The 16170-nt window shown below is 36.5% G+C and carries 14 protein-coding genes; 7 read left to right on the top strand and 7 right to left on the bottom strand.

Translation table 11 applies throughout. From position 1 onward, the window contains the following. Positions 1–223: 223 nt before the first annotated feature. The gene (locus tag CQ046_RS22800; protein WP_105704463.1) at positions 224–2656 is read right to left on the bottom strand and encodes a thiamine pyrophosphate-dependent enzyme; all 2433 of its coding nucleotides are present in this window, start codon (positions 2654–2656) and stop codon (positions 224–226) included. A 137-nt stretch (positions 2657–2793) separates the two neighbouring features. On the opposite strand from CQ046_RS22800, the gene CQ046_RS22805 reads away from it, so the two are divergent. Next, positions 2794–3087 (top strand): hypothetical protein, encoded by a 294-nt coding sequence (locus CQ046_RS22805; protein ID WP_105704476.1) that lies wholly within the window; start codon positions 2794–2796, stop codon positions 3085–3087. 1 nt (position 3088) lies between these two features. Here CQ046_RS22805 and CQ046_RS22810 read toward each other — a convergent pair whose 3' ends face one another. From CQ046_RS22810 to queA, 5 genes are all read right to left on the bottom strand, one after another. Next, positions 3089–4066, bottom strand: coding sequence for a polyprenyl synthetase family protein (locus CQ046_RS22810; protein WP_105704464.1), 978 nt, complete (start codon positions 4064–4066; stop codon positions 3089–3091). 73 nt (positions 4067–4139) lie between these two features. After that, positions 4140–5048 (bottom strand): hypothetical protein, encoded by a 909-nt coding sequence (locus CQ046_RS22815; RefSeq protein WP_105704465.1) that lies wholly within the window; start codon positions 5046–5048, stop codon positions 4140–4142. A 328-nt stretch (positions 5049–5376) separates the two neighbouring features. Next, a complete protein-coding gene (locus CQ046_RS22820; protein ID WP_105704466.1) occupies positions 5377–6327 on the bottom strand; it encodes a sterol desaturase family protein in 951 nt (316 codons plus the stop codon). Between the two features lie 74 nt (positions 6328–6401). Next, positions 6402–7436: a 23S rRNA (adenine(2503)-C(2))-methyltransferase RlmN gene (gene rlmN / locus CQ046_RS22825; RefSeq protein ID WP_105704467.1), complete on the bottom strand. Its 1035-nt coding sequence runs from the start codon at positions 7434–7436 to the stop codon at positions 6402–6404. Between the two features lie 71 nt (positions 7437–7507). Further along, positions 7508–8557, bottom strand: coding sequence for a tRNA preQ1(34) S-adenosylmethionine ribosyltransferase-isomerase QueA (gene queA, locus CQ046_RS22830; RefSeq protein WP_105704468.1), 1050 nt, complete (start codon positions 8555–8557; stop codon positions 7508–7510). A 154-nt stretch (positions 8558–8711) separates the two neighbouring features. Here queA and CQ046_RS22835 point away from each other — a divergent pair, with 154 nt between their 5' ends. From CQ046_RS22835 to CQ046_RS22860, 6 genes are all read left to right on the top strand, one after another. Beyond that, positions 8712–9431, top strand: a complete 720-nt coding sequence (locus tag CQ046_RS22835; protein WP_123906675.1) for a hypothetical protein — start codon at positions 8712–8714, stop codon at positions 9429–9431. Between the two features lie 33 nt (positions 9432–9464). Continuing rightward, positions 9465–10157, top strand: a complete 693-nt coding sequence (locus CQ046_RS22840; protein ID WP_105704470.1) for an AIM24 family protein — start codon at positions 9465–9467, stop codon at positions 10155–10157. A 55-nt stretch (positions 10158–10212) separates the two neighbouring features. After that, entirely contained in the window at positions 10213–11748 is a 1536-nt protein-coding gene (locus tag CQ046_RS22845) for a peptidase M61 (RefSeq protein WP_105704471.1), read from the top strand. A 221-nt stretch (positions 11749–11969) separates the two neighbouring features. Further along, positions 11970–13367 (top strand): Gfo/Idh/MocA family protein, encoded by a 1398-nt coding sequence (locus CQ046_RS22850; RefSeq protein ID WP_105704472.1) that lies wholly within the window; start codon positions 11970–11972, stop codon positions 13365–13367. Next, positions 13357–14271 carry an NDP-sugar synthase gene (locus CQ046_RS22855; RefSeq protein ID WP_105704473.1) on the top strand — a complete coding sequence of 305 codons (915 nt, stop codon included), beginning with the start codon at positions 13357–13359 and terminating at the stop codon, positions 14269–14271. The genes CQ046_RS22850 and CQ046_RS22855 overlap by 11 nt, the downstream gene beginning before the upstream one ends. Beyond that, entirely contained in the window at positions 14262–15296 is a 1035-nt protein-coding gene (locus tag CQ046_RS22860) for a phosphotransferase enzyme family protein (protein ID WP_105704474.1), read from the top strand. Before CQ046_RS22855 ends, CQ046_RS22860 begins: the two co-directional genes overlap by 10 nt. Before the next feature lie 129 nt (positions 15297–15425). On the opposite strand, the gene CQ046_RS22865 is transcribed toward CQ046_RS22860, so the two are convergent. Beyond that, the gene (locus tag CQ046_RS22865) at positions 15426–15917 is read right to left on the bottom strand and encodes a DNA-deoxyinosine glycosylase (protein WP_105704475.1); all 492 of its coding nucleotides are present in this window, start codon (positions 15915–15917) and stop codon (positions 15426–15428) included. Between the last annotated feature and the right edge of the window lie 253 nt (positions 15918–16170).

The raw sequence follows: 16170 nt of genomic DNA on the forward strand, positions 1-16170 counted from the left end.
TTAGCGACTCTAATTTCCTAATCCCTTTTTTTATTTCAAATAAAAAATATAATTTTTGAAAAAGTCAAGATGACTTCATATAATGGATACCCGTTTCATAGAGTTGATTTAAAGATGAACTAAAAAATATTATATAAGTCTTTAAATGTACAAATTTCCTGTAATGATAAAAAACAAAACCGCTCCCAAAAGGAAGCGGTTTTAAATTTATCTAAAATCCCAATTAGAATATCGCTGGATATTTCTGAGGATTTGTTTCATTAAACATTGCGTAGATTTTTTCTACCATATCATCTGTAGACGGCTTGCTGAAATAGTCACCATCACTTGCGTAAGCAGGTCTGTGATCATTGGCAGAGATTGTCAACGGATCTGAATCCAGATATCTGAATGCTTTCTGCTTTTCAAGGATCTGCTGTAAGATGAATCCTGTAGTTCCTCCTTCCACATCTTCGTCAATTACGACTAATCTGTTTGTTTTCTTAACACTTTCAGCAATTTCATGAGATAAATCGAAAGGAATCAATGACTGAATGTCAATCACTTCTGCAGAAATTCCTAATTTTTCCAATTCGTTAGCTGCTTCCGTTACAATTCTCCATGTAGAACCGTACGTTACCAAAGTAACATCTTTTCCTTCTTTAGTTACTTCAATTTTCCCTACAGGAACAGTAAATTCTCCTAAGTTATCAGGTTGTTTCTCTTTTAATCTGTATCCGTTCAAGCATTCTACGATAATTGCAGGCTCGTCTGTCTGAAGCATTGTGTTGTAGAATCCTGCAGCTTTCGTAAGGTTTCTTGGTACCAATACTAAAATACCTTTTGAAAGGTTCAGAATACCCGCCATTGGAGAACCTGAGTGCCAGATACCTTCTAATCTGTGTCCTCTTGTTCTGATGATCAATGGAGCTTTCTGACCTCCTTTGGTTCTGTAATGTACTGTTGCCAGATCATCACTCATTCCCTGTAAACAGTAAAGAACGTAGTCTAGGTATTGAATTTCAGCGATTGGTCTTAAACCTCTCATCGCCATACCAATTCCCTGTCCAAGGATCGTTGCTTCACGGATTCCTGTATCAGCGATACGTAAAGCACCATATTTTTCCTGCATTCCTTCCAATCCCTGGTTTACGTCACCGATATTTCCGGTATCTTCTCCAAAGATTAGGGTTTCAGGATATTTTTCAAAAATTTTGTCAAAATTGTTTCTGATCACCACTCTTCCGTCTACATCTTCTGAACTGTCAGAATATACAGGTTTGATTTCCTGAATATTTTCAGCTTTCCATTCAGATTGAGAATATAAGTGAGAAGAATAGTTGTCTTTTTCAACCGCAGAAACTTCATTGTATTTCTGCATCAATTGAGTTCTTTCTGCAGAGTTTGTTCCTCTTGTGGCCAATAAAGCTTTTCTTACCAAATGGAAGATATCTTTTTTAGCTTTTGAAACCAATTTGTTGAATTGAGCAATATATGTTTCCACTTCAGCATTCTGACCTTTAAGATTTTCTACTAAAGGTAAAATAGACTGAATAAGTTCTGAAATAGCTTTTTGATAGTTTTCCCAGGCGGTTTTCTGTCCTGCTTTTGCAATCTTTTTGGCTTCATCATCTATTGCTTCCAACTCTTCAGTAGTAGCAATTACTTCTTCTTTTCCTTCAATTTCAATAGAATAGTTCAGAATCCATTCTTTGAATTTTGCCAGACCGTCATACTCAGCTTCCCAAGCCAGACGCTCTTCGTTTTTATATCTTTCATGAGATCCTGATGTAGAGTGTCCCTGAGGCTGAGTAACATCAATTACATGCACTACTACCGGAACACTTTCTGTTCTTGCGAAATGTTCTGCCCTAGCATAGGCATCTAATAATGCAGGATAATCCCAAGCTTTCACCTGGATAATCTCACACCCCTGGTTTTCACCTTCTTTTCTCTGGAAACCGCTCAACATTTCGCTGATGTCTCCTTTTGCTCTTTGATTTTTAGTAGGAACCGAAATTCCATATCCGTCATCCCAGATAGAAACAATCATAGGAACCTGAAGCGCACAAGCTGCATTCAGAGTCTCCCAAAAGTGTCCTTCTGCTGTAGACGCATCCCCAATAGTTCCGAAAGCAATTTCGTTACCTTCTCTTGAGAATTTTTCTGACCCGTCAAATTTTACACTTTTATAGATTGTAGAAGCCTGGGCTAATCCCAATAATCTTGGCATCTGTCCTGCTGTTGGAGAAATATCCGAAGAAATATTTTTCTGAGCTGTCAAATCTTTCCAGCTTCCGTCTTCATTTAAACTTCTTGTTGCGAAATGCCCGTTCATTTGTCTTCCCGCTGAAGCAGGCTCTCTTTCCACGCTGGTATCTGCATACATTTGTGCAAAGAAACTTTCTACTGTCAGGGCATCTATTGCCAATGCAAAAGTCTGGTCTCTATAATATCCTGAACGGAAGTCTCCATTTCTGAAAACTTTCGCCATTGCAAGCTGAGGAAGTTCTTTTCCATCCCCAAAAATTCCGAATTTAGCTTTTCCCGTAAGTACTTCTCTCCTTCCGAGATAAGACATTTCACGAGAAATCCTTCCTAACCTGTAGTCTTCAAGTATCTGATTTTTAAAATCTTGAAAGGATATTTGCTGTGTTTCAATATAGGTTGTTTGCATAGCTAAGTAAAAAAGTTTTTAATCTTCAAGTATTTTGCTAATATACACTTTTTAAATTAATTTTAATTTTTAATAATCTTTTTTAAAAATTTGATAATAAAAAAAATTGTGCTTTATTTTGATAAAAATTGTAAATGATGGAAAAAAAGTCACCTCACATTTTGAACGCTTCGAGCAATCTTTTAGGATTTTCCCTGATTATTATTACTTCGTTAAAAATCGCTAAAATCAGTCAGAATACACATTTGGACGAATTTGCGGGATTTGCCTGTATTCTTTTTGCCTGCAGCTGTTTTTTTTCTTTTCTGGCGATCAGAACGAAAAATATAAAGCGGGAATCTACATTTGAGAACATTGCGGATTATTTATTTTTAATCGCTTTATTTTGTATAGTCCTAGCTGTTATTATTGTAACCCTGAAAATTATTTAATTTAAAATTTTCGCTCAATTACGTAATCCAGCATAATATGTAACGATTTTCTTGCTTCAGAATCCGGAAATTCATTCAGAATATTTTTCGCTTTCTGCTGGAAATCTTTCATGACTGTAATAGCATATTCCAACCCACCGGAGTTTTTGACGAATTCAATAAGCTCTTTTACGCGCTTAGGATTGTTATTATATCGTTTTATAGTATCGAAATAATACTTTCTATCTTTTTCATCTGCTATCTTTAAGGTATGAATTAAAGGCAGGGTCATTTTCTGTTCTTTAATATCAATTCCTACGGGTTTACCAATCACGTTTGAACTTAAGTAATCAAAAAGGTCGTCTTTGATCTGAAATGCCATTCCTGTAAAGGTTCCGAAATCCATCATCTTCTTCGCAAGAGCTTCACCCGCATTGTTGGAAAGAACACCTATTTCACAGCACGCAGCAATCAGAGTTGCTGTTTTCTGGCGGATAATTTCATAATAAACATCTTCTGTGATATCCAGTTTTCTGGCTTTTTCCAGCTGAAGAAGCTCTCCTTCAGACATTTCACGGATGGTTCTGGAGATTACCCCAAGCAGGTCATAGTCTTTATGGTCTGTAGATAATAAAACGGATTTTGATAAAAGGTAATCTCCCACCAAAACCGCAATCTTATTCTTCCACAAAGCATTGATTGAAAAGAAATTACGACGTTTAAAACTTTCATCTACCACATCATCATGCACCAGAGTAGCCGTGTGAATCAGTTCGATCATTGAAGCACCACGATAAGTCTTTTCCGTCACTTCCCCAACCAGTTTGGCACAAAGAAACACGAACATAGGGCGCATCTGCTTTCCTTTGGTGGTAACAATAAAACGGGTTACCTTATCCAATAAAGCTACTTTACTTTGCATTGATTCATAAAACTTCTGTTCAAAAAGTTTCATTTCGTCATTGATCGGTCGTTTAATCTCTTCTACAATGTTTGCCACAATCTGCGAATGCTGGGTGAATAATTATTAATTCTCACAAAGATAATTTTTTTCGCTCAATTTTAAGATAAAATTAATCCTGGAGTTGATCTTTCGGAATAAAATAAAAAGAGGGTTTTGTAGTTCCTAATGGAGACCGGAACTTTTCTCCGGAAATATAAATTCCCGTTTCATCCACACTTATTCCTTCAATCTGAGCTAATGAAAGAGCCGTTCCCAGGTAATAATGTTTAGGCTTTTGTTTAAAAAATATTCCGGGTTCTGTTTCTGTAAAAATATCTAAAAAGACTTCTGTTTTCTTGGTATACCCTATCAAATAAAGCTTTTTATCAAAGTAAGAAGCATCTGTTACCACAAAACCTGTTTTATAGGTTTCTGTTTTTTCTGCCTTTTGTAGTTCTGAAATTTCAGGATCTACGATATAATGAGAAGTTGCTTTTGACACCCATTCTTTGGTAAATATATGCAGCTTTCCATTCAGATAAATCATAGCTTCCACATCGAAGTCGTTTTTTGTATTTTTAGAAATAAATTCAGTCTGCTCAGGATAATAAAAAAGAATTTTCGTTCCGTCTAAAGCTCTTTCTGAACCAGGAATCTTAGTTACATTAGACATATCAAGACGTTCGAAAGGAACTTTGTAAATCATCAGATCTTTCCTTGTTCCGGCATTATTTCCGAAATCTCCGATATAAAAGTTTTCTCCATCATTGGTCAAAGCTTCCCAATCTGTATTAATCAAATTGGTTTTCAGTGTTCTGATAATTTCTCCGCTTGTTTTATCAATTTCAAAAAGTTCAGCTGGATTTCCGCTATCATTGAATGTATAGAGCTTTCCGTTTAAAATATTCAGTCCTGAAGTTTCTTCAATCTTATCATCCAGATAATTAACTCTGTATTTTTTTATTTTCAGAAAGTCAGCCTGCTGGGAAAATGCAGATTGAACAATGGAAAAAGCAACAATCAGAAGGAATTTTTTCATAAGGCAAAAGTAGGGTTTTATTCTGAGGTAGTGGGTTTGAGCGTTTGAGAGTTTGAGGGTGAGAGCGTTTGAGAGCGAAAGTGTAGATTCCTACGGAATGGACAAACTACGATTTGCCTATCCGTACACCTTGTCATTCCGAAGGAATCTAAACATTGTAGGGATTAGAGAAGTTGTAGGGTTTGAGGGTTAAAGATAATTTTTTTTGCAGATTGCTTTGCTCTTTTGCCTTTTTACTCTCAACCTTTGTTAATGATCTTCTTATAACAGAAAAACGAGCTAAAATAGCCCGCTTTTCCTTAGATTTCTATTGATTTTAAATCAAAAGTTAAGCAGATTTCTGCTGTTTCTGATTTTGCTGTTGTTCTTTCTTTCTAGCCTGTTTTGCAAAATACTCTTTCTGGTATTGTCTTACCGTTTTTCCGGTTCCGTCATGTCTCCATCCCGGTGAGTTGAAAATATAATTAACTCTGTCTGTGAATTTTAATCCCGGCTGCTTCAGATCTTTCCATATTTTTCTCCATTCATAAAAAAGTACGGTATCTGGTCTGTTATCCGGCATTTTAGGATAAATTCCGTATTTAACAGGAATATTGGGATCTTCTTTCTGGAAGGTTCCGAATATCTTATCCCATATGATGAGACACATTCCCATGTTTTTATCGAGATATTTTACATTACATGCATGATGAACACGATGATGAGAAGGAGTTACAAGAATATATTCTAAAAATCCCATACTCTTCACAGTCTGTGTATGCACCCACGTTCCATACACCTGCCCTATCGCGTATGCCACCATAATATGCCATGGATTGAATCCTAAAAACGCTAGCGGTGAAAAATATAAATATCGGTAAAGCGGCTGTAATACAGGGCTTCTGAAACCTGTGGTAAGGTTAAAGTATTCTGAGCTGTGATGGGTGATATGAACTGCCCAGAACGCTCTGGAACGGTGATCTACATAATGCAGTACATAATAAGCAAAATCTGTGATGATAAAACATGCCAGCAGATACCATATGCTTAAATCCCATGAAAAAAGTCTGTGATTATAAAAGAAAAACATTACGCCCATGGCAAATGCCTTCATGATAAGGTCAAGACCAAAGTTCATCAGGGCAAGATAAACATTGGTGGCAAGATCTTTTCCACTATATAACTTAGCTTCTGAAACATGGCTGTAAATCATTTCAGCTAAAATAACAGTAGCATGCAGCGGGATAGCCCATGCATATACATTTTCCAGCCCGTCCTCGCTCATTAGAAAATCCATCATCACAAAATAATTTGTGCAAAGGTAGGGTTTTAACCTATTTTTTAAGAAAGCTTTAGGCTTTTTTTAAGGAAATTTTAATCTGTTGCTTTGTTGGCTAATTGTCCACAAGCGGCATCAATATCACCTCCGCGGCTTCTTCTGACCATTACCGTAATTCCTGCATTTTCAAGCTGACGAATATAGTTTTCTTCCGCCTGTTTGTTGCATTGGTCATACTTTCCATCCCCAATTGGGTTGTATTGAATAAGATTTACTTTGGAAGGAACCTGTTTGCAGTATTTGATTAAAGCTTTAATATCTTCGTCTCCATCATTGATTCCTTTCCATACACAGTATTCAAAAGTAATGACAGAACCTGTTTTTTGGTACCAGTACTGAAGAGACTCCATAATATCCGTCAACGGGAATTTATCAGAGAAAGGCATAATTTCATTACGCTTGGACTCGATAGCTGAGTGAAGGGATAATGCCAGCTTCACACGCAGTTCATCATCTGCAAGCATTTTGATCATTTTAGGAATACCGGATGTAGAAACGGTAATTCTTCTTGGAGACATCCCCAATCCTTCCGGCTGGGTAATTTTTCTGATGGCTTCCACTACATTTTTGTAATTCATCATGGGCTCTCCCATCCCCATGAATACGATATTGGAAAGCGGTCTTTCAAAATACATTCTACTCTGGCTGTCAATCAGGGCAACCTGATCTACAATTTCAGCAACTTCAAGGTTTCTCATCCTTTTCAGTTTGGCTGTAGCACAGAATTCGCAGTTTAATGAGCATCCTACCTGCGAAGATACACAGGCTGTGGTTCTTGTTTCTGTAGGAATAAGAACAGATTCCACCATCAGACCGTCATGAAGTTTCACGCCGTTTTTGATGGTTCCGTCAGAACTTTTTTGAAGAAGGTCTACGGAAACAGGATTAATGGTATATTCTTCTGAAATTTTTTCACGAAGTGATTTCGAAAGATTCGTCATTTCATCAATCGAATGGAGGTTTTTACTCCATAGCCAGTCATAGACCTGCTTCGCACGAAACGGCTTTTCTCCTAAAGATACAAAGTAGTCTTTAAGCTGGTCTAGTGATAATATACGGATATCTTTCATTGTAAGGTTGTAGATTATAGGTGGCAGGTGGCTGATAACTACTACCTGCCACCTTTTACCTATTATCTTTTTTATAGAATTAACATTGCATCACCGTAAGAATAGAATTTATACTTTTCTTTTACGGCTTCTTCATAAGCATGCATTACAAAATCTCTTCCTGCAAACGCTGCAATCATCATCAATAGTGTAGATTTCGGCGTATGGAAGTTAGTAATCATTGCATTAGCTACTCCAAAATCGTGAGGAGGGTAAATGAATTTATTAGTCCATCCGTTGAATGCAGAGATTTTCTTGTTTGAAGAAACAGAAGTTTCCAAAGCTCTCATTGTTGTAGTACCTACTGCACAAACTCTTCTGTGAGTATCTACTGCTTTATTGATAATAGCAGCATTTTTCTCGTCAATGATGATCTCTTCAGATTCCATTTTGTGTTTAGAAAGATCTTCTACCTCAATTGGATTGAAAGTTCCTAATCCTACGTGAAGGGTAACTTCAGCAAAATTGATTCCTTTGATTTCTAATCTCTTCATCAAATGTCTTGAGAAGTGAAGACCTGCTGTAGGTGCAGCAACCGCTCCTTCCACTTTTGCATAGATCGTCTGATATCTTTCTGCATCTTCTGGTTCTACTGCTCTTTTGATATATTTTGGAAGTGGAGTTTCTCCTAATTCTTTTAGTTTTGTTCTGAATTCGTCGTAAGAACCATCGAATAAGAATCTTAATGTTCTTCCTCTTGAAGTTGTATTATCGATAACTTCAGCTACCAAAGACTCATCTTCTGTGAAGAATAATTTGTTACCAATTCTGATTTTTCTTGCTGGATCTACCAAAACATCCCAAACTCTTGTTTCTTTATCAAGCTCTCTTAATAAGAAAACTTCAATTTTAGCACCTGTTTTTTCTTTATTTCCGTAAAGACGGGCAGGGAAAACTTTTGTATTGTTGAAGATAAACAAATCTTCTTCATCAAAATAATCCACTACATCCTTGAATAATTTGTGCTCGATAGTTTGTGTTTTTCTATCAAGTACCATTAATCTGGCTTCGTCTCTGTGCTCTGATGGGTGTTCTGCTAATAATTCCGCAGGAAGATCAAAATTAAAATCTGATGTTTTCATTTTTTAAATTACGGTTTAAAAATTATTGAAATTACAAGGTGTAATTTTCGGAGTGCAAATATACGACATTGAATACCCCTTTGTCAAGTATTATTTACAATCAAATATAAAACCGTGATTTTACGGGGATTTCCAAGGTATAAAAAGAGTATTTTTGGAAAAATTTAAATTCAATATGGAATCTGTAAGTAAAATATACTTCCTTGATAATCCGTACCCTAACGGTCATGCCATTGAAACATTCAGCTGGAGTGGACGAATAGACGAATATGGATTTATCTGGTTTGATTTTCATTTAAAAACAGAAAATTATTACGCCAATGATGATGATGAAAACAATGAGGAAGAAGATGAAGACCTGTCTGACTGGGACTCCAAAATCGTATGGGGAAACTATCATGCCTGTACATTATCCTCAAATTATTGGGGTGAACAAAGAGGAATCAGGATCAACAACCTTGATGAAAAACTGGATTTCGAAGCTGTAATTAAAAATGACCTTTTAAGCAACGATCTTCCCTCTGAACAACATTTCGATGATGATGATCTTGCTTTCAATATTTATCTGTTGGGGCATGACAGCTGTGCCGGGCATCAGATTCGATTTTCAAAAACAGATAACAATCAATATGATATTATATGGACTGGTAAAATAGCCTTGACCTATGTAGGTGATGATGAATTTTCACATGAATTCAAAGCACAGATCTTCAATGCGGAGTTTGAAGGCTTTCATTATCCTAAAACCTGGTCGGTAGAAAAAGCAACTGAAATGTTTAAAGCAAAACTTGCCCGTTTTGAAGAATACGAATTTGTAGATCTGAATCCTAAAAGTAACAAACGGGAGTATAAACTCGACAAACTAAAACAATAACACTATAAAAACAACAAATTAAAAATTATAATTATGAGTAAATATTCAATAGAAGCATTTATCAACGAAACAAAGGAGAATCCACAGCAAAGAGATTATTTTGAACTGGAAACGAAACACCTTCTGGAAATCAACCTTAATAATCAGGCAGTATGGACGAAAAGAGGAAGTATGGTAAGTTATGTGGGTAATATCAATTTTGAAAGACAGGGAATGCTGTCCGGAGGAATTGGAAATCTTTTGAAGAAAGCAATCAGCGGAGAAGGAGCCAAGTTGATGAAAGCGGAAGGTTCCGGAAAACTCTATGTAGCAGATTCCGGAAAGAAAGTCCGTATTCTATATCTGAATAATGAATCTGTGTGTGTGAACGGAAATGACGTTCTCGCCCACGAACAAAGCGTAAAAAGTGATATCACGATGCTGAAAAGTATTGCAGGAATGATGTCTGGCGGACTTTTCCAGGTGAAACTTTCAGGAACGGGGCATATTGCCATTACCACTCACGGAGATCCTTTAACTTTACTTGTAACTCCTGACACCCCTGTTTTCACAGATCCTAATGCAACCGTTGCATGGTCCGGAAATCTAAGTCCGGAACTCAAAACCAATGTTTCTTTCAAAAGCCTTATCGGAAGAGGAAGCGGCGAAGAATTCCAGATGAAGTTCTCAGGACATGGATGGGTACTGATTCAGCCTTATGAAGAGGTATACTACATGGAAAAATAAAAGAGACCCAATTTAGAAGTGATTTAAATATTCGTAATAAATAAAATTGCAGCTCATGAATACCCTTATCAAGCTATTTTTTGTGATCATTATACTACCTAAAGTAATGTTTGCTCAGACTTCAAAGAAAAATTACGAATATAATATAGATCTTCTTCATATGTCTAATGATGAAGTCCGGGTATCTTTTTCGCCCCCAAAGAATAATCTTAAACAGGGCAAATTTGTCATTCCAAAACTGGTACCCGGGTTTTATCAGGCTATGAATTTCGGACAGTATGTTTCTGATTTCACAGCCATAGATAAAAACGGTAAGAAAATCATGACTGAACGTCTGGACAAAAACAGCTGGATGGTGTATGATCTTAGCCGTGTAAAGAAAATTTCATATCAGGTAGCTGACGGATGGGACTCTCTGGAAAAAGAATCTAATGAAGCCCGATCTGCCGGCAGCATGTTTATAAAAGACAGCGTTTTTGTCATCAATTATAATTCTTTAGTGGGGTATTTTGAAGAAATGAAAGACATTCCCTATCAGATTACCATTACAAAAAACAAGGATTTCTATGCTTCCTCAGCCTTAGACTATAAACAGAAAAATAAAATCACAGATATGGTTTGGGCAAAGGATTATCGGGAATTGGTAGACTCCCCTGTTTTATATTCTGTTCCTGATACCACATGGCTCAAAATAGGTCATACCAAAGTACTTGTCTCATTCTACAATAAAAAAGAAAGGAATTATTCCAAAACAATTGCCCACGAAATAGAAAACATCCTGAAAAATCAACAGGCATACCTTGGCGGGACATTACCAGTCAACAAATACGCATTTCTGATTTATTATGAATCTTCTAATGAGAATGGATTTTTGGGTGATGGACTGGAACACTCCCACTCTACAGTGTGTCTATACCGTTCCGGAAGCATGAAGTTTCTGCCCAATGCTTTGAACAGGGTTGCTTCCCATGAGTTTTTCCATGTTGTGACGCCTCTCAATATTCATTCAGGAGAAATTCAGCATTATGACTTCCTGAATCCTGTCATGTCTAAACATCTTTGGCTATACGAAGGGATGACTGAGTATGCCACCATCCATATGCCTATCAAACAAAAAATGATAAGTCTGGAAGATTTTGAAAAAAGTCTGGAAGAAAAGATCAGAGGGATGAAAGCATTTGACAATACCCTGTCTTTTACAGAAATAAGTAAAAAATCCATGGAAAGACAGGATCAGTATATGAATTTTTATCTGAAAGGAGCATTGCTCGGATTGTGTCTGGACATAAGACTAAGAGAGCTTTCTAACGGAAAAATAGGAACCCAGGATCTGATGCAGATGCTTATGAAAAAGTATGGAGCAGGTAAATATTTTAATGACGATGATCTTTTCGATGAAATTACCAAAATGACTTTTCCGGAAATTCGTACATTTTTCAGAGATTATATAGAAGGCACACAACCTATTCCTTTGAAAGAATATCTGGAAAAAGCAGGTTTCAATTATGATGAAGCCACTGGAAAAGTAACTTCTCTACCCAATCCTGATGCAAAACAGATGGTTTTAAGAAAAGCTTGGATCAATCAATAAATTTTCATGTATATAACCAATATGTAAAAAAAAATATAAATGATTAAAATAGAGAAAAAAGTGAAAATTAACAATTTATAACCCAATAACTTAAAATTCATTTAACTTTAAAATCCACAACCCTCAAATTCTTACAAACAATCTCTCCTTCTTCATCCTCCGATTCTCCATCACCTTATCGGGATTTACAAAAGTTTTTATATATTTAAGAAAAAAAATAGATGGACAATAGTAACTCCCGCAGAAATTTTCTTAAGACAGCAGCTCTAGCAAGTTTTGGGGCATTGGTTTTACCCAATTCTTTATTTGCTTATTCCCATGATTTTAAAACAGATAAAAAAGTCCGCGTCGGTTTTATCGGCGTAGGTCTTCGTGGTCAGGAACATGTAAAATTACTGGCAAAACGTAGTGATGTAGAAATTGTAGCATTTGCAGATCCAGAGAAAAGAATGCTTGCCGCGTCTCAAAAAATCTTAAAAGACAATAATAAACCGGCTGCTCAGGAATTTTCCAATGGAGAATATGACTATCGAAATCTTCTCAAATTAAAAACAATAGACGCTGTTGTAATTGCTACTCCATGGGAATGGCATCTTACACAGGGTGTAGAAGCAATGCGTGCCAAAAAAATTGTGGGCATGGAAGTTTCAGGAGCCATCAAACTTGAGGACTGCTGGGAATTTGTAAAAGTATACGAGGAAACGAAAGTTCCTATCTTTATGATGGAGAACGTATGTTACCGAAGAGATATCATGGCTATCCTGAATATGGTCCGCAAAGGGATGTTCGGGGAATTAGTACATGGAAGAGGCGGCTATCAGCATGATCTGAGAGGAGTTCTTTTCAATGATGGTGTTAACCCTTATAATTCCGGCGCTGAGTTCGGAGAAAAAGGATTCAGTGAAGCGAAATGGAGAACTGAGCATTATGTAAAGCGTAACGGTGAGTTGTATCCTACGCATGGTTTAGGTCCTGTGGCAATGATGATGGACATCAACCGAGGAAACCGATTAACAAGACTATCTTCATTTTCATCAAAATCTGTAGGACTCCACAAGTATATTGTTGAACATCCTAAGGGCGGAGAAAACCATCCAAGCGCCAAAGTAAAATTCAATCAGGGAGATATTGTAACCACTCAAATAGCATGTGCTAACGGAGAAACCATCCTTCTGACTCATGATACAAGCTTGCAGCGACCTTACGATCTGGGCTTCAGAGTTCAGGGAACTGAGGGATTGTGGCAGGATTTCGGATGGGGAGATTTCAACCAGGGGAATATTTATTTTGAAAAAACAATGAACCATACCCACCGTTGGGACAACACAGAAAAGTGGATGAAAGAATATGATCATCCGATGTGGAAGAAATTTGAAAATACTGCTGCAGGAGCCGGACATGGAGGAATGGATTTCTTTGTGATGAATACATTTATTGAATGTATCAAACGAAATATAGAATTCCCAATGGACGTGTATGATCTTGCTTTATGGTATTCGATTACGCCATTGAGTGAAGAGTCTATTGCAAAAGGTGGCCAGGTGGTTGATATCCCTGATTTCACTAATGGAAAATGGAAAACCCGTAAACCTGTATTTGGAATGACTGATGAGTTCTAAAAAGACATTACTCATATTAGCAGGCGGATTAGGAAGCAGGTATAAAGGACTCAAGCAGGTAGACGGAATACTCAATAACGGTTCTCCGATTCTGGAGTATTCTATCTTTGATGCTTTGGAGACTGGTTTCCAAAAAGTAGTTATTATTGTCAACAAACTGATTCCCGAAAGTTATATTGAAAGACTAAACAGCATTTCAAAAGCTAAAAATTTTGAACTTCATTGGGTATATCAGGAGATAGACAGTATTCCTATTTCACTGGGGGGTTTTGATTATCCTGATCGTGAAAAACCATGGGGAACCGCTCATGCTGTTCTTTGTGCTAAATACTCGATACAGGAGCCGTTTGTGATGATTAATGCGGATGATTTCTACGGAAAAGAAGCCTATCAGCTGGCAGCACATGAGATTAACCATCATCATATTTCAGATATACAATTAGGAATGGTTGCCTATCCTGTAGGAACAACATTGAGTGGAAACGGAGCTGTTGCGAGGGGAATTTGTACATTGGATACTGAAAATTATCTGATCAAAGTTGAAGAACAAACTTCTATTCAAAGAATAAATAACTCCATCATTTATAGTAAAAACGGAGAAAATATAAAACTAGATCCCGAAACATTGGTTTCTATGAACTTTTTTATTTTTCAGCCTCATATTTTCTGTTATCTTGAAGCCTATTTTTATGATTTCATTGAATCTGATCCGCTGCCTAATCAGGAATTTTACATTCCTTCCGCAGTACAAAAAATGATGGACGAAAACAGAGTAAAAGTAAAGGTAAAGACCTCTCCTTCCCAATGGATGGGAGTTACTTATGCCGATGACAAAAAGGAAATTATAGATTTTCTGATTTCAGAGATTAAGAACAACAGATACCCGGAAAATTTATGGAATTAAACTACATTATTAAAGAGTTTATTGGTACAGATAATTATGAACTTACTTCTATTACGGACGGATTGATCAATACAACCTATCTTTTGGAAGATAAAGATCAGGCAAAAAAGTTTATTCTGCAGAAAATTAACAATCATGTTTTCAAACAGCCGGAAGTGATTGTCAATAATCATTTAATGATTAATGAAATTCTCAAGGCAAATGATTATCAGTTTCAAATTATTGAGCCTATCCTCTCTCGAAACCATATGCTTTTAGTAGAAGATGTAAATGGCCAGCCTTGGCGCATGCTAAGTTTCGTAGAAAACAGTATGACCTTTATTTCTGCTCCATCTTTACAGGTGGCTTTTGAAGCGGCTAAAACCTTCAGTTATTTCCTTGCCACCATCAATACCGAAAAACTGCCGGCCATAGAAGATTCCCTTCCTAATTTCCTTAATTTTGAGAAAAGGGTTGCAGATTATAAAAATGCATTAAAAGATGCGGCTCCCCATTTAAAAGAAAATGCAAAAGGTGAAATAGAGATCACCAACCAGTTTTTATCCTTGCCTGATCAATGGATTGAAATGGAAAAAACCAATCAGATTCCTAAAAGAATTATTCATGCCGATGTAAAAATCAGTAATATTCTCTTCGATCAAAATCATCAACCGTTGGCTGTAATTGATCTGGACACCATGATGATTTCTACAATTTTATATGATTTTGGAACAATGATTCAGTCCTACACCAATACAACCCACGAGGATGACGGAACTGCAAAAAACAATTTTGATCCCGAAATGTATAAGGTTGTAAAAGAAGGTTTTCTGTTTTATTTAAAAGAAAAACTGACTCCGACAGAATCTGAGAATCTTGATTATGCAGCACAAGTCGCCATTTATATTCAGGAACTTCGTTTTTTAACGGATTATCTAAATGGAAGTACTTACTATTCTATCACGCATCCTGAGCACAATCTGGATAGGACAAAAAACCAGCTGGAGCTGTTGAAAGGACTGAGAGAGTACTTGAGAAGTAAATAATTTTTAAACTCTTATCAGTTGTACTAAGATTACATACAATATTTAGATTCCTACGGAATGACAGGGTGTATGGATAAATAAAGTACTCTATTTGTCATTCCGTAGGAATCTAGCTTTATCCTCTCACTCTCAAACCAAAAATTCAAGAATTTTCTTCCATTCTTCCAGCTTTTTTTCAAAGGAAACAGTATGAAGCGGGCTTGTAGACGGCAACAAAAAAATGGGCAGCTTATAGTTTTTCCCTAGTAGTTTCTGTAAATTTTTGTAAGATTTTCCACCATTGCAAAAAATAGCTTTTACATTCGGGTGTTCTTCCAGCAGTTCTGCAATCTGATTGGCTTCTTCATTCCTGATTTCAGAATCCATGCTTCCTTTTCTCTCACAGGAATCGATGACATCCCAAAGCGCAATATGATGCTTCCTGATGGTTTCTATTCTTTTCGTGTAATCATCTGTAAATTCTTCGTTCAGCAATTCAAAAATAATTTTCCAGAATTTGTTTTGAGGATGACCATAATACTGTTGTTTTTCTAATGATTTCACTCCGGGAATAGATCCTAAAATTAAAATTTCAGACTGGCCATCAATAAGGGGTGGAAATGAAGAAATACGGTTTTGCATATTCAAATATAGAGATTTTATTACTTGTAGATTAGGAAGCTGGAAGAGGGAGACTGGAAGTTAATCAAATTATTCATTATAAAAAAAAAACGGGCTAAAGCCTAGTCATGGTCGGAAGAAATTTCCGACCATTTTTTATGTTTTAAGTTTTGAAGACTTTTGCAGGATCACCCCCCGCAAATATTATTAGAATTGCGGTAATCATATCCCGAAGTTCCATAGCGATGCGTCTTTTAGCTGTTTTATATCCTAA

This window comes from Chryseobacterium sp. MYb7, from assembly GCF_002979455.1.
Classification (GTDB): Bacteria; Bacteroidota; Bacteroidia; order Flavobacteriales; family Weeksellaceae; genus Chryseobacterium.